17 protein-coding genes are annotated in these 21,075 nt (G+C 56.8%); all 17 read right to left on the reverse strand.

The genetic code is table 11. The features are described from left to right. Positions 1–87: 87 nt before the first annotated feature. The 17 genes from ACA057_RS23300 to gyrA all read right to left on the reverse strand — a co-directional run bounded on the left by ACA057_RS23300 (position 88) and on the right by gyrA (position 21,028). Entirely contained in the window at positions 88–1,173 is a 1,086-nt protein-coding gene (locus ACA057_RS23300; protein WP_497342704.1) for a DegT/DnrJ/EryC1/StrS family aminotransferase, read from the reverse strand. 12 nt (positions 1,174–1,185) lie between these two features. After that, positions 1,186–2,280: a GDP-mannose 4,6-dehydratase gene (gene gmd, locus ACA057_RS23305; protein WP_497342706.1), complete on the reverse strand. Its 1,095-nt coding sequence runs from the start codon at positions 2,278–2,280 to the stop codon at positions 1,186–1,188. A gap of 101 nt (positions 2,281–2,381) precedes the next feature. Next, a complete protein-coding gene (locus ACA057_RS23310; protein ID WP_497342708.1) occupies positions 2,382–3,755 on the reverse strand; it encodes a phosphohexomutase domain-containing protein in 1,374 nt (457 codons plus the stop codon). A 149-nt stretch (positions 3,756–3,904) separates the two neighbouring features. Beyond that, positions 3,905–5,347, reverse strand: a complete 1,443-nt coding sequence (locus tag ACA057_RS23315; protein WP_497342710.1) for a mannose-1-phosphate guanylyltransferase/mannose-6-phosphate isomerase — start codon at positions 5,345–5,347, stop codon at positions 3,905–3,907. A gap of 446 nt (positions 5,348–5,793) precedes the next feature. Next, positions 5,794–6,684: a glucose-1-phosphate thymidylyltransferase RfbA gene (gene rfbA, locus ACA057_RS23320; protein WP_497342712.1), complete on the reverse strand. Its 891-nt coding sequence runs from the start codon at positions 6,682–6,684 to the stop codon at positions 5,794–5,796. Further along, on the reverse strand, positions 6,681–7,574 hold the full coding sequence (gene rfbD, locus ACA057_RS23325) for a dTDP-4-dehydrorhamnose reductase (RefSeq protein ID WP_497342714.1): 894 nt from the start codon (positions 7,572–7,574) through the stop codon (positions 6,681–6,683). The genes rfbA and rfbD overlap by 4 nt, the downstream gene beginning before the upstream one ends. Next, positions 7,571–8,647, reverse strand: coding sequence for a dTDP-glucose 4,6-dehydratase (gene rfbB, locus ACA057_RS23330; RefSeq protein WP_497342716.1), 1,077 nt, complete (start codon positions 8,645–8,647; stop codon positions 7,571–7,573). The genes rfbD and rfbB overlap by 4 nt, the downstream gene beginning before the upstream one ends. A 230-nt stretch (positions 8,648–8,877) precedes the next feature. Further along, the gene (locus tag ACA057_RS23335; RefSeq protein WP_305425806.1) at positions 8,878–9,117 is read right to left on the reverse strand and encodes a LapA family protein; all 240 of its coding nucleotides are present in this window, start codon (positions 9,115–9,117) and stop codon (positions 8,878–8,880) included. Between the two features lie 27 nt (positions 9,118–9,144). Beyond that, the gene (gene ihfB / locus ACA057_RS23340; protein ID WP_003369729.1) at positions 9,145–9,441 is read right to left on the reverse strand and encodes an integration host factor subunit beta; all 297 of its coding nucleotides are present in this window, start codon (positions 9,439–9,441) and stop codon (positions 9,145–9,147) included. A gap of 151 nt (positions 9,442–9,592) precedes the next feature. Beyond that, on the reverse strand, positions 9,593–9,871 hold the full coding sequence (locus ACA057_RS23345; protein WP_497342718.1) for a hypothetical protein: 279 nt from the start codon (positions 9,869–9,871) through the stop codon (positions 9,593–9,595). 219 nt (positions 9,872–10,090) lie between these two features. Further along, the gene (gene rpsA, locus ACA057_RS23350; RefSeq protein ID WP_059406800.1) at positions 10,091–11,785 is read right to left on the reverse strand and encodes a 30S ribosomal protein S1; all 1,695 of its coding nucleotides are present in this window, start codon (positions 11,783–11,785) and stop codon (positions 10,091–10,093) included. Positions 11,786–11,905: 120 nt separating this feature from the next. Then, positions 11,906–12,595 carry a (d)CMP kinase gene (cmk, locus tag ACA057_RS23355; RefSeq protein ID WP_059406801.1) on the reverse strand — a complete coding sequence of 230 codons (690 nt, stop codon included), beginning with the start codon at positions 12,593–12,595 and terminating at the stop codon, positions 11,906–11,908. Next, a complete protein-coding gene (locus tag ACA057_RS23360) occupies positions 12,592–14,799 on the reverse strand; it encodes a bifunctional prephenate dehydrogenase/3-phosphoshikimate 1-carboxyvinyltransferase (RefSeq protein WP_497350001.1) in 2,208 nt (735 codons plus the stop codon). Before ACA057_RS23360 ends, cmk begins: the two co-directional genes overlap by 4 nt. A 28-nt stretch (positions 14,800–14,827) precedes the next feature. Continuing rightward, positions 14,828–15,940: a histidinol-phosphate transaminase gene (gene hisC / locus ACA057_RS23365; protein ID WP_497342721.1), complete on the reverse strand. Its 1,113-nt coding sequence runs from the start codon at positions 15,938–15,940 to the stop codon at positions 14,828–14,830. Between the two features lie 10 nt (positions 15,941–15,950). Continuing rightward, on the reverse strand, positions 15,951–17,045 hold the full coding sequence (pheA, locus tag ACA057_RS23370) for a prephenate dehydratase (protein WP_007899727.1): 1,095 nt from the start codon (positions 17,043–17,045) through the stop codon (positions 15,951–15,953). Then, positions 17,045–18,130: a 3-phosphoserine/phosphohydroxythreonine transaminase gene (serC, locus tag ACA057_RS23375; protein WP_497342723.1), complete on the reverse strand. Its 1,086-nt coding sequence runs from the start codon at positions 18,128–18,130 to the stop codon at positions 17,045–17,047. Before serC ends, pheA begins: the two co-directional genes overlap by 1 nt. 228 nt (positions 18,131–18,358) lie before the next feature. Next, the gene (gene gyrA / locus ACA057_RS23380; RefSeq protein WP_497342725.1) at positions 18,359–21,028 is read right to left on the reverse strand and encodes a DNA gyrase subunit A; all 2,670 of its coding nucleotides are present in this window, start codon (positions 21,026–21,028) and stop codon (positions 18,359–18,361) included. Positions 21,029–21,075 lie beyond the last annotated feature (47 nt).

Raw genomic sequence — 21,075 nt, forward strand, 5'->3', positions numbered from 1 at the left:
ATTAAATTCAAAAATTCAGTTTCAACTTGATTTTCTGAATTCCATTTGGCAATCGGGGTTGACTTCTCAACCCCGATTTCCTGCATTTTAGTCGGCGAAGTAGCTTCGAATTTCTTCTACTACTTGCTGCACCTGCTCGCGGGTCAGCGTCGGATAACTCGGAAGGTTCATCCCTCGCGAGCTAAGGTCCTGCGCCACTGGAAAGGTTTCATCGGTCTTGCAGTGCGGCATGTTGTGAGCAGGAGCGAACAGAGGACGTGTCTCAATGCCTTTGCTCTTCAAATGATCACGCAATGCCTGACGCCGGGTCGGATCATCCAGCAGCACCGAGCACATCCAGTAGGAGTGACGGGTACCGGGTTGCTCTGCGTGCATCTGCAGCGGAAGCCCTTCGAGCGCTTCGCGATACCAGTCCGCAACCTGCCGCTTAAGCGTGATGATCTCGTCTGCACGTTCCAACTGGGCAAGGCCAATGGCTGCGCAGATGTTGGTCATCCGATAGTTGAATGCCAACTCGTCATGCCAGTATTCGCGGGTTTTGGACACGCCTTGGCTTTTCAGATGACAGGCTCTCTCGTGGATGTCCTTGTTCTTGGACACGACCATTCCGCCCTCACCGGTGGTAATGGTCTTGTTTCCGAAGAAGCTGAACGTCGCGACATCACCAAAAGTCCCGACATGCTGACCTTTGTACAGAGAGCCAAAGGCTTCTGCGCAGTCTTCGATCAGCAGCAGGTTGTGCTCTTTACACAGAGCAACGACTTCATCCATGTCGCACGCCAGGCCGTACAGATGCACGACCATGACGGCTTTGGTGTTCGGCGTAATGCGGCTGCGGATGTCTGGAACGCTGACGTTCCAGGTATCAGCCAGGGATTCAGCGTAGACAACGCTGGCCCCGGTTTGCATGATGGTGTTGACCGACGCCACGTACGTGAGCGTTGGAACAATCACTTCATCGCCAGGCCCAAGGCCCAAAGCAGCCATTGCCAGGTGCAGAGCAACCGTGCCATTGCTCACTGTGGTCGCATGGTCCGCACCGATGTATCGGGCAAACTCGCTCTCAAAGCGGGAAATAAACTCTCCACGGGAAGAAATCCAGGTCGAATCAAGACACTGGTTTACATATTCCTTTTCGCGTCCGCCCAGAAAGGGCTGATATACCGGTATCATGCCAGCCCCCTCTTATTCTTGACCTTTGAAGTATTTGTAGCCGTGAGCCTCGACCAGTTGGTCGCGTTCGGCTTCACGCATGTCTTCACGCATCATTTCTTCTACCAGCTCGGCGAAGGAAGTAGCCGGTACCCAGCCCAATTTGGCTTTGGCTTTGCTAGGGTCACCCAGCAGGGTCTCAACTTCGGCCGGACGGAAGTAACGCGGATCGACGGCAACAATGCACTTGTCTGTTGCGACGTCGTAACCTTTTTCCTCTACGCCCGTACCTTCCCAACGAATCTTGATATCGATTTCTTTCGCCGCGAGCTCAACAAATTGGCGCACGGAGTATTGAACACCGGTCGCGATCACGAAATCTTCTGGTGTTTCTTGTTGCAGCATCAGCCACTGCATTTCCACGTAATCACGGGCATGACCCCAGTCACGCAGGGCGTCCATGTTGCCGAGGTACAGGCAATCTTGCAGATCTAGCTTGATGCGCGCCAAGGCACGGGTAATCTTGCGGGTTACGAAGGTTTCACCACGGATCGGCGATTCATGGTTAAACAGGATACCGTTGCAGGCATACATGCCATAAGACTCACGGTAGTTCACGGTAATCCAGTAGGCGTACAACTTGGCGACGGCGTACGGGGAGCGCGGATAGAAAGGCGTGGTTTCTTTCTGTGGGATTTCCTGAACCAGACCGTACAGTTCCGATGTGGAGGCCTGATAGAACTTGGTCTTTTTCTCGAGCCCTGCGATGCGGATGGCTTCAAGAATACGCAGTGTACCCATGGCATCGGTATCAGCAGTATATTCTGGCGCTTCGAAGGAAACGCCCACGTGGCTTTGTGCGGCCAGGTTGTAGATTTCGTCCGGTTGTATTTCCTGCACGATACGAATCAGGCTGCTCGAATCGGTCAGGTCGCCGTAATGCAGCTTGAGATCGTAGCCTTGATTGTGCGGGTCGTGGTAGAGATGATCAATACGATGAGTATTGAACAGAGAGCTACGGCGCTTGATGCCGTGTACCGAATAACCTTTTTTAAGCAGGAACTCGGCAAGGTAAGCACCATCCTGACCAGTAATACCCGTAATCAACGCTACTTTCTTGTCGCTCATTTTCTCACCAATTTAAATTAATCAATCGAACAGTAAGTCTCTAGCAGAGAGCCAACTATTTGCTGCCCCTCACCTTCCCTCTGGAAGTGAGACCCGTTTTGTCATTCCATTCTTCTACTGTTCAGCAGTTCCTCAATTTCTTTAACTTTCAGCGCTACCAGCGCTGGGTCCCTTCTACTTTCCACATTCAACCTCAGCAGAGGCTCTGTGTTAGAACCGCGGAGATTAAACCGCCATTCAGGAAATTCCAGACTGACGCCATCGGTTTGATCAAGGTGCGGCCCTTGAGGTAAATAATGTGCCAGGACCTCCTCCAGCGCCGCCGATACATCGTTGACCCGATAGTTGATTTCACCACTGCATGGATAGGCGTCAATGCGCTCATCAACAAGCTGGGCCAAATTCTTTCCGGACGCAGACATCAACGCCGTCACCAGCAACCAGGGAATCATGCCGCTGTCGCAGTAGGCGAAATCACGGAAATAATGGTGGGCACTCATTTCACCCCCGTAGATCGCATTCTCCAGGCGCATGCGCTCCTTGATAAAGGCGTGCCCGGTCTTGCATTGTACTGAAACACCGCCCGCCAATCGAACCTGATCGATGGTGTTCCAGGTCAACCTTGGGTCATGGATGATCTTGGAGCCAGGGTTCTTCTTGAGCAGCATCTCCGCCAGCAGGCCAACCAGGTAGTAGCCCTCGATGAAGCGGCCTTCCTGGTCGAAAAAGAAGCAGCGATCGAAGTCACCGTCCCACGCTATCGCCAAATCGCAGCCATTTGCCAACAACGCTTCCCGTGTCAGCATGCGGTTCTCTGGCAGAAGCGGATTGGGGACGCCATTGGGAAAGTTGCCATCGGGCTCGGGGTTGATGACCACCCATTCGAAAGGCAGTTTTTTGATCAGTTGCTGCAACACAGGCCCGGCAGCACCGTTGCCCGGATCGGCCAGTATCTTCAGCGGCTTCAGATCCGCCACATTGACGTAACTGAGAAGGTGCTCGATGTAGGCCGTCTTATCCAGCTCGAATCGAACTTCACCCGAGTTGGCGGCCAATGCGCCTAAATCACCACTTTCCACGCGGTCGCGTATGGCATTGAGCCCGGTATCACCACTGATCGGCCGCGACTCGGATTTCACCAGCTTCATCCCGTTGAAGCCTTTGGGATTGTGGCTTGCGGTGATCATCACTCCGCCATCCGCCTTGAAGGCGCTGGTGGCAAAGTAGACTTCTTCGGTGCCGCACAAGCCGATATCGATGACGTTGGCACCTGCCTCAAGCAAGCCACGGGTCATCGCCTCTGCCAGCATCGGGCTTTCGAGCCGCATATCCCGTCCCAGCACAATGTTTTTGCCTTGCAACTCAGTAACCATTGCCCGGCCTATTCGGTAGGCAACCTCTTCATTGAGATCGGAGGGCACTTGACCACGAATGTCATAGGCTTTGAAACACTGGGTTTTGATTGGGGTATTCATACCGCTCTCTTGCTGAGATATGTGGAAGCGAGGCCGATAGACGGTTCTGCTCTCTCATCAGAATGGAAATGCATCAGGATCAGGCTGAATGTAGACCAGCCTGGTCGGTGGAAAATTCACCGACCAGGCTAATGACTGCCAAGCCGCCGTTACTGATCGACGCGCCCGTAATTGTCTTCGAAGCGGACGATATCGTCCTCACCGAGATAGTCACCACTTTGCACTTCAATGAGCACCAGATCTATGACACCCGGGTTCATCAAGCGGTGCTGGTGCCCAGCACGGATAAAGGTCGATTCGTTGGTGTTCAACATCAGCTCTTGCTGGTCGTTGACAACCTTTGCCATGCCGCTGACAACGATCCAGTGCTCGCTTCGGTGGTGATGCATTTGCAGGGACAAAGAAGCCTTGGGCTTGACCACAATGCGCTTGATCTTGAAGCGATCGCCATTTTCCAGCGTGGTGTAGGTACCCCAAGGGCGATGCACCGTCCGATGGAGCAAATGCACCGTGTGACTGCAGGCTTTGAGCTGGTTGACGATATGTTTCACGTCTTGAGCGTGGTCCTTATGGGCAATCATCACCGCGTCCGGGGTGTCGATGACCAGTAAGTCTTCAACCCCGACCAGCGCGGTCAGTCGGCTTTCACTGTTTACATAATTGTTACGAGAACCGTGGGATAACACCTCGCCTTCAAAGCGGTTACCGTTCTCATCAGCCTCGGTCAGCTCACTGACGGCGTTCCAGGAACCGATGTCACTCCAGCCGATGTCGCATGGAACGGTCACTACCTTGGAGGAACGCTCCATTAACGCGTAGTCGATCGAGATGTCCGGAACCTCTGCGAAGGCTTCAGCATCAAGCGCAAGGCAGCGGTACTTGGCGGATGAAGTAAGCCGCGATGCTTCAATTGTATTACTGACCGCTTCCACGACGTCCGGAGCGTGCTGGCGAAGTTCTTCGAGAACGGTCCCCACCCGGAAGCAGAACATCCCGGAGTTCCAATAGTAATTGCCTGCACTGACATAATTTTCAGCGGTTTCGAGATTAGGCTTCTCGACAAAGCGCGCCACTTTCAAGCCGCCCTTCAGCGGGGCATCTTTTTGCGCTTCGATGTAACCAAACCCTGTTTCAGGGTAAGTCGGTTGAATACCAAAGGTTACCAACCAACCGTCGGCGGCCAGCGTCATGGCGCTGGATACGGCCTCAGCAAAGGCTTTTTCGTCTTTGATCAGATGGTCGGCGGCCAATACCAGCATTTGGGCGTCGGGGCCGTGGGTGGTTTCGAGCTGAAGCGCGGCGGCGGCAACAGCCGCAGCCGTGTTACGACCGAAAGGCTCCAGGATAAAACCCTGTGCGTGCTTGGCCGAATTGACTGCGCCGTACTCGTCTTCAGTCTTGAACAGGAGCTCACGGTTGGTCACCGTAAGAACTTCCACTACACCCTCCAGGCGCGACGCACGGAGGAAGGTTTTCTGGATTAGATTCTGGCCATCTGGCAGCTCCATGAACGGCTTTGGATGGGCTTCTCGAGAAACAGGCCACAACCGGCTGCCCACTCCGCCAGACAAAATTACGGGAATCAGTTCCATGCTCTAGTCCTTAATCCCCCTTCTGGCAGATACGTCCAAAAAGTGGGGCTCAGTTATGTTTCCGGTCATTCTTGCATCGTAATCGATGCAAATTCTTTGCTCGACGCGATTGCAAGGGTGACAGCTCGACTTCGATCCAAACCCATCGGCTTTATGCCCGCCACCTCTCGGATTGCCCGCTCTACCGCTTATCGGATATCCCTGCCTACCAGCACTGTCCATTGACGGCAGTCTCGATAAAGGAGTCTTTCTTGGAAACGAAAAGCAGATAAATTGAGATTGAGATGCACGCTAAACAGGTCAGATAAATCTGCCGGCCATTCTACAGGTAGTGCCAGGAATTAATAACTCATGAGCCGACCGAAGACAAAAAAATCATTTAAAAACAAACAAATGCTTCGAACGTGCGCCATCAAAATAACATCATCCTACAACACCATCAAATCTCAGCGGCCAGGCACCCGCAAGATTTTCTCCAGGTAACGACCATAATCCGTGTTTCCAAGCCGTTCTGCCTGAGCTGACAGATCATCAGCGGATATCCATCCATTGTTGTAGGCAATCTCTTCCAGACAGGCAACTTTCAAGCCCTGGCGCTTTTCGATGGCATGCACGAAGTGGCTAGCCTCGAGCAACGAATCCGGAGTACCGGTATCCAGCCAGGCGAAACCGCGACCCAGTATCTCAACGCTCAACGCCTTACGCTTGAGATAAGCAACGTTGACGTCGGTGATTTCCAGCTCGCCGCGCTTTGACGGCTTGATGCTCTTCACGATGTCGATGACCTGATTGTCATAGAAGTACAAACCGGTCACGGCATAATTGGATTTAGGCAGCAGGGGTTTTTCTTCAATGCTCAAAGCCTGACCTGCAGCATCGAACTCCACGACACCGAAACGCTCCGGATCAGATACGTGATAGCCGAATACAGTCGCACCGTGCTGTTGATTGTTGGCAGAACGCAGGCTGTCAGAGAAGTGATGACCGTAGAAGATGTTGTCGCCCAGTATCAGGCAGCATGGATCCTCGCCGATGAACTCTTCACCAATGATGAAGGCTTGCGCAAGACCATCCGGGCTAGGTTGTTCGGCGTAGGTCAGCTTGATGCCATACAAACTGCCGTCACCCAGCAACTTACGGAAGCCCGGCAGGTCTTTCGGCGTGGAGATGACCAGGATTTCCCGCATACCCGCGAGCATCAGCACTGACAGCGGATAAAAGATCATCGGCTTGTCGTAGATCGGCAACATCTGTTTAGACACGCCAAGGGTCATCGGGTACAAACGCGTGCCCGTACCGCCGGCGAGAATAATGCCTTTACGATTTGTCGTGCTCATTTACCCAGCACTTCCCTAAGCATTCGAGTTACACCACTTTGCCAATCCGGTAAATGTAGAGAAAAAGTGTCACGCAGCTTTTGTGTATTCAAGCGAGAGTTCAGAGGGCGGCGCGCAGATGCTGGATAAGCGCTGGTCGCTATCGGATTGATCACCGTAACGGCCAGTGGCTCACCATTGGCCCGGGCGAAATCGATCACATGATTAGCATAGCCGTACCAGGAGACTTCACCGCCGGCAGCCAGGTGATAAAGGCCTGCCAATTCGGGACGCTGCAGGACGTGCCGGATAGCCAACGCAGTCACGTCAGCGACTAAATCAGCTCCGGTGGGAGCGCCAATCTGATCGGCGATGATTTGGAGAGTTGCTTGATTCCTGGCCAAACGCAGCATGGTCTTGGCGAAGTTATTGCCACGGACGCTGTAGACCCAACTGGTTCGGAAGATCAGATGCTTGCAGCCTGACGCGATAATTGCCTGCTCACCGGCCAGTTTGCTGGCCCCGTAGTGATTCACTGGGGCGACCGGATCTGACTCTCGCCATGGCGTCGAGCCCAAGCCGCTGAAGACGTAATCAGTCGAATAATGAACCAGCCAAGCGCCCAGTGACGCAGCTTCTTCGGCCATGACTCCGCTTGCCCGGCCGTTCACAAGATCGGCCAGCGCCCTTTCGGACTCAGCTTTATCGACGGCAGTGTAGGCAGCAGCGTTAACGATGACATCGGGATTGATGTGGCGAATCGTAGCGCGCAATCCGCCGAGATCAGTCAGATCACCGCACAATCCATCGATCATCTGGCGATCCAGGGAAATCAACTCGCCAAGCGGCGCAAGGGAACGTTGCAACTCCCAACCCACTTGACCGTTCTTGCCCAGCAGCAGGATTTTCATGCCTTGCTCAAACGGTCCGCGTAGTTCTGATCGATCCATTGCTGGTAGCTGCCGCTTTTCACATGGGCAACCCACTCGGCATTATCGAGGTACCATTCGACAGTTTTGCGGATACCCGTCTCGAAGGTTTCTTCCGGCACCCAACCCAGTTCGCGCTGGATTTTGCTGGCGTCGATGGCATAACGCTGGTCGTGCCCCGGACGATCCTGAACATAGGTGATCAGGCTGGCATGTGGACGATGAGGAGAGTCTGGGCGCAGTTCGTCGAGTAGCGCGCAGAGGGTTTGCACCACTTCGATGTTTTGTTTTTCGTTATGGCCGCCAATGTTGTACGTCTCGCCGACTACACCTTCGGTCACCACTTTGTATAAAGCGCGGGCGTGGTCTTCGACGTAGAGCCAGTCACGAACCTGATTGCCTTTACCGTAGACGGGCAGTGGTTTGCCTTCCAGTGCATTGAGAATAATCAGCGGGATCAGCTTCTCGGGAAAGTGGCAAGGACCATAGTTGTTCGAGCAGTTGGTCACCAGCGTCGGCAGACCATAGGTACGACTCCAGGCGCGAACCAGGTGATCGGAACTGGCCTTGCTGGCGGAGTACGGCGAACTTGGCTGATAGGGCGTCGTTTCGGTGAAGAGGTCTTCCGGGCTTTCGAGGTCCCCGTACACCTCATCAGTTGAAATATGATGGAAGCGGAAGTTGGCTTTGCGCGCGTCTTCCAGCACCGCCCAATAGTGACGTGCAGCTTCCAGCAGTGTGTAAGTACCGATGATGTTGGTCTGGATGAACTCGGATGGGCCGGAGATCGAGCGATCGACATGGGACTCCGCGGCCAGGTGCATGATCGCATCCGGCTGGTGTTCACGCAGAATGCGATCGATCTGATCGCGATCGCAGATGTCCACATGCTGGAAGGCATAACGCAAGTTCTGGCTAACCTGGGACAGCGACTCAAGGTTGCCGGCATACGTCAGCTTATCGACGTTAACGACGGAGTCATTGGTGTTGGAAATGATATGACGAATGACCGCCGAGCCAATAAACCCGGCGCCACCGGTTACTAGAACTTTCACGCGAAACCATACCCTTGAGTTGCAGACAGGGCTGCCAAACCGCGCACTGCCTGATCCATGAAGGCAAAAATCATCAAGCCAGCCGAGACTTCTAACGGAGCAGCCTGAACTGATATGGGAATATGCCACTATCGGAGAAGCGCAGCATTTTACAGCTTAATGACGGTTTTACTAATGGATATAGACAAGCTGCGCTTAAAGTTTAGTGCTCCTCCCCGGCGGTGTCGCAATCAGACAAGGCGCTTGCGTGAAGCCCTGGAAGTGCGCCCCAGAAACCAGCCGAGTATCGGCCCGATCACCATTCCGATCAGCAGCGCAATCACCATGATCAGCGAAACCGGCAACTGAGGGCCCGCCCAGCCAAGAAACAGCAGCGACACCGATTGCTGGTTCTCGAGGACAAACGCCAGGATCGCCAACACTAGCAACAGGACGAATACCGCGAGCAATACGCGTTTGAGGTTACGCATGAGCGGCTCCTTGAATGGCGGCGGCCGTCAAAGCCCTTCCTCCTCGTCCTCGTTCACACGATCGCGCAGTTCCTTGCCTGGCTTGAAATGCGGCACGAACTTGCCATCGAGACTGACGGACTGACCGGTTTTAGGATTGCGACCTACGCGCGGTGCGCGATAGTGCAGTGAGAAACTGCCAAAACCACGGATCTCGATGCGATCACCGGTGGCCAGACATTGGGACATTTGTTCGAGCATGGTCTTGATGGCCAGCTCCACATCCTTGGATGAGAGCAGCCCTTGATGGGTGACAATTCGTTCGATCAACTCCGACTTCGTCATATTTTTCCCTTCTTTTTCAAGCAGCTAGATCAGCGCTTCAAAGGTTTTAGCACGCCCGGATGAATTTGAACAGCCTGAGTTCCGACATATCTTTACAAGCCACGAGACGCCCGATTCAAGAGCACGAGAACACCGAACCCGACCTTCGCACTCATCTACAGATAACTAACATGGTGCGCGTGTAATACCCCGCCGGATTGAAGCCAAAGGGGAATTCATCCTCGTCTTTGGCATCATCGGACCTTGCCACAACCTTGTAACCTGCCCCCTTACACTCTTTTGCCGCTCGCTTGATACACCTTTCCCATCCCGACCCCAGCCCCGAACAATCGACCTCTATGCCACTGACGCCACGCACCGCGTGAGTCTTGGCATTAGTGGTACACCCCGCCAATGTCAGTACTGCTATTGCGACGATGAGCTTGTTCATTCATTTCCTTAGGCCGTGCGACCTGCCGTCGATCGTTCGCTTTCAGGCTAAAGACTAGCTGCAATTAAACGATTGATACGATTAAAGAAAGAGACAGCTTGTAACGCCTGTTGGTTTCACCGGCATACCGTCACAGGGCTGGCGCGATTAATAACCCATCAAATTCCAGGCACAAAAAAGGGCGACCGAAGTCGCCCTTTTTCTATGGTCTGACAGAACTTAGTTCTGTTTTTCCATTTGTGCACGCAACAGGTCGCCCAGAGTGGTAGGACCAGCAGCTGGTTCCGAAGTCGCTGGCTTGTCGCGCAGGCTTTGGATAGCTTCTTTCTCGTCTTCAACGTCTTTCGACTTGATCGAGAGCTGGATTACGCGGCTCTTACGGTCAACGCTGATGATCTTGGCTTCTACTTCTTCGCCTTCTTTCAGAACGTTGCGCGCGTCTTCAACGCGGTCACGGCTGATTTCGGAGGCTTTCAGAGTCGCTTCGATATCGTCGGCCAGAGTGATGATGGCGCCTTTAGCGTCAACTTCTTTCACGATGCCTTTAACGATTGCGCCTTTGTCGTTCTCTTGAACGTACTCGGAGAACGGATCGCTTTCCAGTTGCTTGATACCCAGGGAGATGCGCTCGCGCTCTGGGTCAACCGACAGGATAACGGTGTCCAGCTCGTCGCCCTTCTTGAAGCGGCGAACGGCTTCTTCGCCCACTTCGTTCCAGGAGATGTCGGACAGGTGAACCAGACCGTCGATGCCGCCGTCCAGACCAATGAAGATACCGAAATCGGTGATCGACTTGATGGTGCCGGAGATTTTATCGCCCTTGTTGAACTGGCCAGAGAAATCTTCCCATGGGTTAGATTTGCACTGCTTGATGCCGAGGGAGATACGACGACGCTCTTCGTCGATGTCCAGAACCATAACTTCCACTTCGTCGCCGACTTGTACGACTTTCGAAGGGTGGATGTTCTTGTTGGTCCAGTCCATTTCGGAAACGTGTACCAGGCCTTCAACGCCTTCTTCCAGCTCAGCGAAGCAGCCGTAGTCGGTCAGGTTGGTAACACGAGCGGTAACGCGAGTGCTTTCTGGGTAACGGGCTTTGATAGCAACCCATGGATCTTCGCCCAGTTGCTTGAGGCCCAGGGAAACACGATTGCGTTCGCGATCGTACTTCAGAACCTTGACATCGATCTCGTCGCCAACGTTGACGATTTCGGAAGGATGCTTGATACGCTTCCAAGCCATGTCGGTAATGTGCAGCAGGCCATCGACGCCACCAAGATCGACGAATGCGCCGTAATCGGTGAGGTTCTTGACGATACCTTTGACTTGTTGGCCTTCCTGCAGGGATTCCAGCAGAGCTTCACGCTCAGCGGAGTTCTCGGCTTCGAGGACGCTACGACGGGAAACGACAACGTTGTTGCGTTTCTGGTCAAGCTTGATGACCTTGAATTCCAGCTCTTTGCCTTCCAGGTGCGTGGTGTCGCGCACTGGACGGACGTCAACCAGAGAACCTGGCAGGAACGCACGGATGCCGTTAACGTCGACTGTGAAGCCGCCTTTAACCTTACCGTTGATAACGCCCTTGACCACTTCTTCGGCTGCGAAGGCTGCTTCCAGAACAATCCAGCATTCAGCGCGCTTGGCTTTTTCACGGGACAGCTTGGTTTCACCAAAGCCGTCTTCAACCGAGTCCAGAGCAACGTGAACTTCGTCACCGACGTTGATAGTCAGTTCGCCAGCATCGTTGTAGAACTGCTCAAGCGGGATGAGTGCTTCAGACTTCAGGCCAGCGTGAACGGTTACCCAGCGAGCTTGGTAATCGATATCAACGATAACACCGGTGATGATGGAGCCTGCCTGAAGGTTCAGGGTTTTTAGGCTTTCTTCAAAGAGTTCCGCAAAGCTTTCGCTCATTTTAATTCCTGTTGAATAAGGGCGAAGGATACGCCCATCTCCACGTCCCAGACGACGTGGGTTATGTTCATTAGAAGAAGCGCCGCAAGACTATGACTGGTCCCCTACGGTGTTTCTTGGTCACCCGGCGATATCGCGAATGGCGATCTCGCTCATGATGCGTTCCAGCACCTGGTCGATGGATAATTCCGTGGAATCCAGCTGTATGGCGTCAGCCGCCGGCTTGAGCGGGGCTACCGCTCGCTGGGTGTCACGCTCATCGCGTGCACGTATCTCATCTAGCAGACTCGACAGACTAACACCATCGACTTTGCCCTTCAACTGCAAGTATCGACGGCGCGCACGCTCCTCGGCACTGGCAGTGAGGAATATCTTCAGCGGCGCGTCCGGGAAAACCACCGTGCCCATGTCGCGACCATCGGCCACCAGGCCCGGCGGCTCCTGGAATGCCCGCTGGCGCTGCAGCAGTGCGTCGCGCACCGCCGGCAACGCGGCCACTTGGGAAGCCCAGGCGCCCACTTGTTCGTTACGCAAATCGTCGGTGACATCATCACCTTCGAGGATGATTCGCTGCGGATGACCTTCGGTCGCGCCGACGAACTGCACGTCCAGATGAGCGGCCAACAGCTTCAGCGACTCTTCATTGGTCAGATCGACGCCGTGGTTACGCGCCGCGAACGCCAGCAGACGGTACAACGCACCGGAATCCAGCAGGCACCAGCCAAGACGCTTGGCCAGAATCCCGGCAATAGTGCCCTTGCCCGACCCGCTTGGGCCGTCGATGGTAATGACCGGTGGTTTGATAATCACGACTGAGCCTCTTGGGCAACACGGATACCGACCTGCGCGCACAACGCGAGGAAGTTCGGGAACGACGTCGCGACGTTGGCGCAATCATGGATGCGGATCGGTGCCGTGGCGCGCAGCGAAGCCACGCTAAAGGCCATGGCAATCCGGTGGTCGCCGTGGCCGTGCACTTCGCCGCCGCCGATCTGGCCGCCGTCGATGATGATGCCGTCCGGGGTCGGTTCGCATTTGACGCCCAGCGCCAGCAAGCCATCGGCCATGACCTGGATACGATCCGATTCCTTCACGCGCAGTTCTTCAGCGCCGCGCAGGATGGTGCGCCCTTCGGCACACGCAGCGGCCACGAAAAGCACCGGGAATTCGTCGATGGCCAGTGGAACCAGCGCTTCCGGAATCTCGATACCTTTGAGTTTGGCCGCACGTACGCGCAGGTCCGCTACCGGTTCGCCGCCGACTTCACGCTGGTTTTCCAGGCTGATGTCAGCGCCCATCAGGCGCAGGATGTCGATCACACCGGTACGGGTCGGGTTGATGCCAACGTGCTCAAGCACCAGTTCCGAGCCTTCGGCGATCGAAGCGGCCACCAGGAAGAAGGCCGACGACGAGATGTCGCCCGGCACTTCAATGTGGGTCGCGGTCAGCTTGTGCCCGGACTCGACCGACGCGGTCGCGCCGTTGACGGTCACCGGGTAGCCAAAGCCACGCAGCATGCGCTCGGTGTGATCGCGGGTCGGCGCAGGTTCGGTGACGGTGGTCTTGCCTTCGGCATACAGACCCGCCAGCAGCAGGCAGGACTTAACCTGGGCACTGGCCATCGGCATGGTGTAGGTCAGGCCTTTGAGTTTGTTGCCACCCCGAATGGTCATCGGTGGACGACCTTCAGCGGCGGTCTCGATCACAGCACCCATTTCACGCAGCGGATTGGCCACGCGATTCATTGGACGCTTGGACAGCGAGGCGTCGCCCGTCAGGGTGCTGTCGAAGTTCTGCGCAGCCAACAGGCCAGACAGCAGGCGCATCGAGGTGCCGGAGTTGCCCAGGTAGATCGGGCCCGGCGCTGGCTTCAGGCCATGCAGGCCGACGCCGTGAATGGTCACGCGACCATGGTGCGGACCTTCGATCACGACGCCCATGTCACGGAAAGCTTGCAGCGTCGCCAGGGCATCTTCGCCCTCGAGGAAACCTTCGACTTCGGTGACGCCTTCGGCCAGGGAGCCCAGCATGATCGAACGGTGGGAAATCGATTTATCGCCCGGTACACGAATCCGCCCAGTCAGGCGGCCACCAGGTTGTGCCAGGAAAATCAGGTCGTTGGAGTTCATAGCGTCCACATAAGCCCGGCGGGCCAGGATTTTACTGAAATGTTCGCGGGCAACCCGGGCGCGAGTGAATACGCCCAACAATTGGTGCCCATCCCCTGCATCGACCGCGTCGCGCAAGGCGTCGAGGTCGCTGCGAAATGTATCGAGTGTGCGCAGGACAGCTTCGCGGTTGGCGAGGAAGATGTCGTGCCACATCACCGGGTCGCTTCCGGCGATTCTTGTGAAATCGCGGAAACCGCCCGCAGCGTAACGGAAGATCTCAAGATTTTCATTGCGCTTGGCCAACGAATCGACCAAACCGAAGGCCAGCAAGTGCGGTAAATGGCTGGTCGCCGCCAGCACTTCGTCGTGACGCTCGACCTGCATGTGCTCGACATCGGCGCCCAATTCGCGCCACAACCGATCGACCACGGCCAGGGCTGCCGGATCGGTTTGATCCAGCGGCGTCAGAATCACTTTATGGCGACGGAACAGTTCGGCGTTGGAAGCTTCCACCCCGCTCTGCTCGGAACCGGCAATCGGATGCCCCGGCACGAACCGCGACGGCATGCCGCCAAACGCTTCGGTTGCCGCGCGCACGACATTGCCCTTGGCGCTGCCGACGTCGGTCAGAATCGCTTGCCCCAGGTCCATGCCGGCCAAGCGAGCCAGCATTTTTTCCATGGCCAGGATCGGCACGGCCAACTGAATCACGTCGGCGCCCTGGCACGCAACGGCCAGGTCTTCTTCGCAGCGATCCACCACACCCAGCTCAACCGCCAGCTTGCGTGACTGCGGATCGAGGTCGACCCCGACCACTTCGCGGCACAGGCCGCTCTCACGCAAACCCTTGGCAAACGAACCGCCGATCAACCCCAGGCCGACCACCACCAGGCGACCGATCATAGGTGCAGCAGATTGCAGTGCAGTGACATCAACCACGAGCCAGAACCTTGGTCAGCGCCTCGAGGAAGCGACTGTTTTCCGCCGGCAGACCGATGGTGATGCGCAGGTGGTTCGGCAGGCCGTAGTTGGCCACCGGACGCACGATCACGCCTTCGCGCAGCAAGCCCTGGAAAACCGGCATGGCAACACGACCGACGTCGACGCAGATAAAGTTGCCTTTGGATGGAATCCAGCTCAGCCCAAGTTCACGGAAACCCGCTTGCAGTTGCTGCATGCCGGACTCGTTCAGGCGGCGACTTTCTGCCAGGTACTCGGCGTCCTGAAGCGCAGCGCAAGCCGCGGCCAGGGCCAGGCTGTTGACGTTGAACGGCTGGCGTACACGGTTCAGCACATCGGCGACCACGGCGGTGGACAAACCGTAACCGACCCGTAACGCCGCCAGGCCATAGGCCTTGGAGAAGGTGCGCGAAACCAGCAGGTTCGGGTACGCCGCGAGATAGTCGAGGCCATCCGGCAAGTCGCTGCCTTCGGCGTATTCGATGTAGGCCTCGTCCAGCACCACCAACACGTGCTCTGGCACGTCCTGGAGGAATTCGTCCAGGGCCTCGGCGTCGAACCAGGTGCCGGTCGGGTTGTTCGGGTTGGCAATGAACACCACGCGGGTGTCGGCGTCGATCGCGGCCAGCATGGCCGGCAGATCATGACCATAGTCTTTGGCCGGGATCACTTTCGCCTGGGCACCAACGGCCTGGGTCACGATCGGATAGACCGCGAACGCATGCTCACTGAATACCGCGTTCAGGCCCGGTGCCAGATAGGCACGCGCGACCAACTCCAGAATGTCATTGGAACCGTTGCCCAGCGTCACCTGATTCAGTTCGACGCGGCACTGCTCGGCCAGCAGGCTTTTCAGCGCAAAACCATTGCCGTCCGGGTAACGGGTCAGCTCGGCTACTGCATCGCGAATGGCCGCCAGTGCCTTGGGGCTGGCGCCCAACGGGTTTTCGTTGCTCGCCAGCTTGATAATGTTGGCTGGATCGATGCCCAGCTCGCGCGCCAGTTCGTCCACGGGTTTGCCCGGAACATAAGGCGAAAGTTGTTGCACGCCCGGCTGTGCCAGAGCGAGGAAGTCACCACTCATTTGCTACCCCTTAGAGAACTGCTTTCGGGTAGGAACCCAGCACTTTGAGTGCTACTGCTTCCTGACTGATCTTTTCCAGCACACCTTTTACCAGCGGATCGCGGTGGTGGCCGACGAAGTCGATGAAGAACACGTAGGTCCATTTACCGCTACGCGACGGACGGGTCTCGATCCGTGTCAGATCGATGCCGTTGTCGTGGAACGGCACCAGCAACTCGTGAAGCGCGCCGGGCTTGTTGCTCATGGAGACGATGATCGAGGTCTTGTCGTCGCCGGTCGGCGGCACTTCCTGGCTGCCGATCATCAGGAATCGCGTGGAGTTATCCGGGCGATCCTCGATTTTCTCGGCCAGACGGGTCAGCCCGTACAAGCCTGCGGCCATGTCGCCGGCAATCGCCGCCGAGTTCCACTCACCCTTGACCCGCTTCGCCGCTTCGGCGTTGCTGGACACCGCCACGCGCTCGACATTCGGGTAATGCGCGTCCAGCCACTTGCGGCACTGGGCCAGGGACTGGGCGTGAGAATAGATACGGCTGATGCTGTCGGTCTTGGTGTTTTCGCCGACCAACAGGTGATGGTGAATGCGCAACTCGACTTCGCCACAGATGACCATGTCGTGTTCGAGGAAGCTGTCGAGGGTGTGGTTGACCGCACCTTCGGTGGAGTTTTCCACCGGGACCACGCCAAAGTTCACCGCACCGGCCGCCACTTCGCGGAACACTTCGTCAATCGCTGCCATCGGCTTGCTGATCACGGCGTGGCCGAAATGCTTCATGGCCGCCGCCTGAGTGAAGGTGCCTTCAGGGCCGAGGTAAGCCACTTTCAGCGGCTGCTCGAGGGCCAGGCACGAGGACATGATTTCGCGGAACAGCCGCGCCATCTCTTCGTTGCCCAGCGGCCCCTGGTTACGCTCCATCACGCGCTTGAGCACCTGAGCTTCGCGCTCAGGACGATAGAACACCGGCACTTCGCCTTCGGCCAGCGAGGCCATCTTTACTCGCGCAACTTCCTGGGCGCAGCGTGCGCGCTCACTGATCAGCTCCAGGACTTTCTCGTCCAGGGCATCAATGCGCAGGCGCAGTGCCTTGAGTTCTTGCTCAGACATTAGCCGTGTTCCTTCTCGAACTCTGCCATGTACGAAACCAGTGCGTTGACCGCAACGATATCGACGGCGTTATAGATGGAGGCACGCATGCCACCCACGGAACGGTGACCTTTGAGGTTCAACAGGCCACGTTCTTCGGCACCGACCAGGAACGGCTTGTCGAGACGGTCGTCAGCCAGACGGAATGGCACGTTCATCCACGAGCGGTCCGACTTGTTGATCGGGTTGCTGTACAGGCCGCTGGCGTCGATGAAGTCGTACAGCGTGCGCTGTTTCACTTCATTAAGCTTGCCGATGGCTTCAACACCACCCTGCTCCTTCAGCCACTCGAATACCAGACCCGAGAGGTACCAGGCCAGCGTCGGCGGAGTGTTGTACATCGAGCCGTTATCGGCCGCGACCTTGTAGTTGAGCATGGTCGGGCACAGGGAACGGGCGTGACCCAGCAGGTCTTCGCGAACGATGTTGACCACGACGCCGCTCGGGCCGATGTTTTTCTGGGCGCCGGCGTAGATCATGCCGAAGCGCGAGACATCGATCGGGCGCGAGAGGATGTCCGAGGACATGTCGGCCACCAACGGAACATCACCGGTTTCCGGAACCCAGTTGAATTCCAGGCCGCCAATGGTTTCGTTCGGTGCGTAGTGAACGTAGGCCGCGTCTTTCGACAGCGTCCATTCGTTCTGACCCGGAATAGCGAAATAGTCGTAAGGCTTGGCGGTAGCGGCCACATTGACGTTGCCGTAGCGCGAAGCTTCTTCGATGGCCTTCTGCGACCAGATACCGGTGTCGATATAGTCGGCGGTAGCGTTTTCCGGCAACAGGTTCAGAGGAATCTGAGCAAATTGCTGGCTCGCGCCACCTTGCAGAAACAGCACTTTATAGTTCGAGGGGATATTCAGCAGATCACGCAGATCCTGTTCGGCCTTGGTGGCGATGGACACGAACTCATCACTGCGATGGCTCATTTCCATGACTGACAAGCCCTTGCCGTGCCAATCAAGGAGTTCACCCTGGGCGCGCTGCAGGACAGCTTCGGGAAGTGCCGCAGGACCGGCACAGAAGTTAAAGGCTCTCTTGCTCACATCCAATCTCGCTCTGATTTGGTGGGTCACGCAAACATATCAGTCGACGCAGATCCAATGTGGGAGCGGGCTTGCTCGCGAAAGCGGTTTAACAGGCGACATCGATGTTGAATGTCAGTCCGTCTTCGCGAGCAAGCCCGCTCCCACACTCGATCTCCATGGGCGTCGAAATTTCATTACAGACAAACAACAAGGGGGCGAATTTTCATCCGCCCCCTGTTTGCCCGCTTACTCCTGTGGTTCTTCGTCGGCGGCGGCGTCGAGTTGCTGGTCTTCGGCCACGTCGTCGATCACGACCTCACCGTCGAACACTGCACCCTCTTCGCCCTCGAGCTCTTCACCTTCGAGCTCTTCGCTCTCGACTTCCGACGGCTCCTGAACCCGCTCCAGACCGACCAGCGTTTCATCGCTGGCGAGTTTGATCAGGGTCACGCCCTGGGTGTTACGACCCAGGCTGGAGACTTCGTCGACACGGGTACGAACCAGCGTGCCCTGGTCGGAAATCAGCATGATTTCCTCGCCGTCGAGCACCTGGACCGCGCCGACCAGACGACCGTTACGGTCGTTGCTGACCATGGCGATAACGCCCTGGCCGCCACGCTTGTACTCAGGGAACTCGGTGATCGCCGTGCGCTTGCCGAAACCACGGGCCGAAGCGGTGAGGATCTGGCTGCCTTCTTCCGGGATCAGCATGGAAATCAGCTTCTGACCTTCCGGCAGACGCATGCCGCGAACACCACGAGCAGTACGGCCCATGGCGCGAACGTCGGTTTCCTTGAAGCGGGTTACTTTGCCGCCGTCGGAGAACAGCATGACTTCGCGCTCGCCATCGGTAATGGCCGCGGAAATCAGTACGTCGCCTTCGTCCAGCTCCAGCGCGATCAGGCCGACGCTGCGTTGACGGCTGAAGGATTCCAGCGGGGTCTTCTTCACGGTGCCTTTGGCAGTGGCCATGAAGATGAAGTGACCTTCGGTGTATTCATCGACCGGCAGCATGGTGGTGATGTATTCATCACTGTCCAGCGGCAGCAGGTTGACCAACGGACGACCACGGGCAGCGCGGGAGGCTTCCGGGATTTCATAGGTTTTCAGCCAGTACACTTTGCCTTTGCTGGAGAACAGCAAGAGCGTGGTGTGGCTGTTGGCGACCAGCAGGTGAGCGATGTAGTCCTCATCCTTGACGCCGGTAGCCGATTTGCCTTTACCGCCACGACGCTGAGCCTGGTACGCAGCCAATGGCTGGGTCTTGGCGTAGCCACCGTGGGAGATGGTCACGACGCGCTCTTCTTCCGGGATCATGTCACCCAGGGTCAGGTCGAGACGGGCATCGAGAATCTCGGTGCGGCGCACGTCGCCGTATTCGGCGCGGATCACTTCCAGCTCTTCGCGGATCACTTCCATCAGGCGCGTGGCGCTGCTGAGGATGCGGATCAGCTCGCCGATCTGGTTGAGGATCTCTTGATACTCGGCCAGCAGCTTCTCGTGTTCCAGACCGGTCAGGCGGTGCAAACGCAGTTCCAGGATGGCTTGCGCCTGTTCCGGGGACAGGAAGTACTTGCCTTCACGCAGGCCGTATTGCGGGTCGAGGGTTTCCGGACGGCACGAGTCGGCACCGGCGCGTTCAACCATCGCGACTACAGCGCTGGATTCCCACGCAGTCTTGATCAGCGCTTCCTTGGCTTCCGACGGCGTTGGCGACGCCTTGATCAGGGCGATGACCGGGTCGATGTTCGACAGGGCAACCGCTTGACCTTCGAGGATGTGACCCCGTTCGCGCGCCTTGCGCAGTTCGAACACGGTACGACGGGTAACGACTTCGCGACGGTGACGAACGAAGGCTTCCAGCAGGTCCTTGAGGTTCAGGATCCGCGGACGGCCGTCGATCAGCGCGACGATGTTGATACCGAACACCGCTTGCAGCTGGGTCTGGGCGTAGAGGTTGTTGAGGATCACCTCAGGCACTTCGCCGCGACGCAGTTCGATCACGACGCGCATACCGTCCTTGTCGGACTCGTCGCGCAGTTCGGTGATGCCTTCGAGCTTCTTCTCTTTCACCAGCTCGGCGATCTTCTCGATCAGACGGGCCTTGTTCAGCTGGTAAGGGAGTTCGGTGATGACGATCTGCTGGCGGCCACCGACTTTGTCGATGTCCTCGATCATCGAGCGGGCACGCATGTAAATGCGCCCGCGACCGGTACGGTAGGCTTCGATGATGCCGGCGCGACCGTTGATGATCGCGGCGGTCGGGAAGTCCGGACCTGGGATGTATTGCATCAGCTCATCGATGGTCAACTCAGGGTTGTCGATGAGGGCCAGGCAACCATCGATGACTTCACCGAGGTTGTGCGGCGGAATGTTGGTCGCCATGCCCACGGCGATACCGCTGGAGCCGTTGACCAGCAGGTTGGGAATACGGGTCGGCATGACCGCCGGGATCATTTCGGTGCCGTCGTAGTTCGGCACCCAGTCCACGGTTTCTTTGTGCAGGTCAGCCAGCAGCTCGTGCGCCAGCTTGGTCATGCGCACTTCGGTGTATCGCATGGCCGCGGCGTTGTCGCCGTCCACCGAACCGAAGTTGCCCTGACCGTCTACCAGCAGGTAGCGCAGGGAGAATGGCTGCGCCATCCGAACGATGGTGTCGTACACCGCGGTATCACCGTGAGGGTGATACTTACCGATCACGTCACCGACAACACGGGCAGATTTCTTGTACGGCTTGTTGAAGTCGTTGCCCAGCTCGCTCATCGCGAACAGCACACGCCGGTGCACGGGCTTCAAGCCATCGCGCGCATCCGGCAGTGCCCGCCCGACAATTACGCTCATCGCGTAGTCGAGGTAGGACTGCTTCAGCTCGTCTTCGATATTGACCGGGAGGATTTCTTTGGCCAGTTCGCCCATGAGAAGCCTGATTCCTTTTTCTGGTGAAACTTCGTCACATCCATATG

Source organism: Pseudomonas sp. LBUM1661 (genome assembly GCF_059695925.1).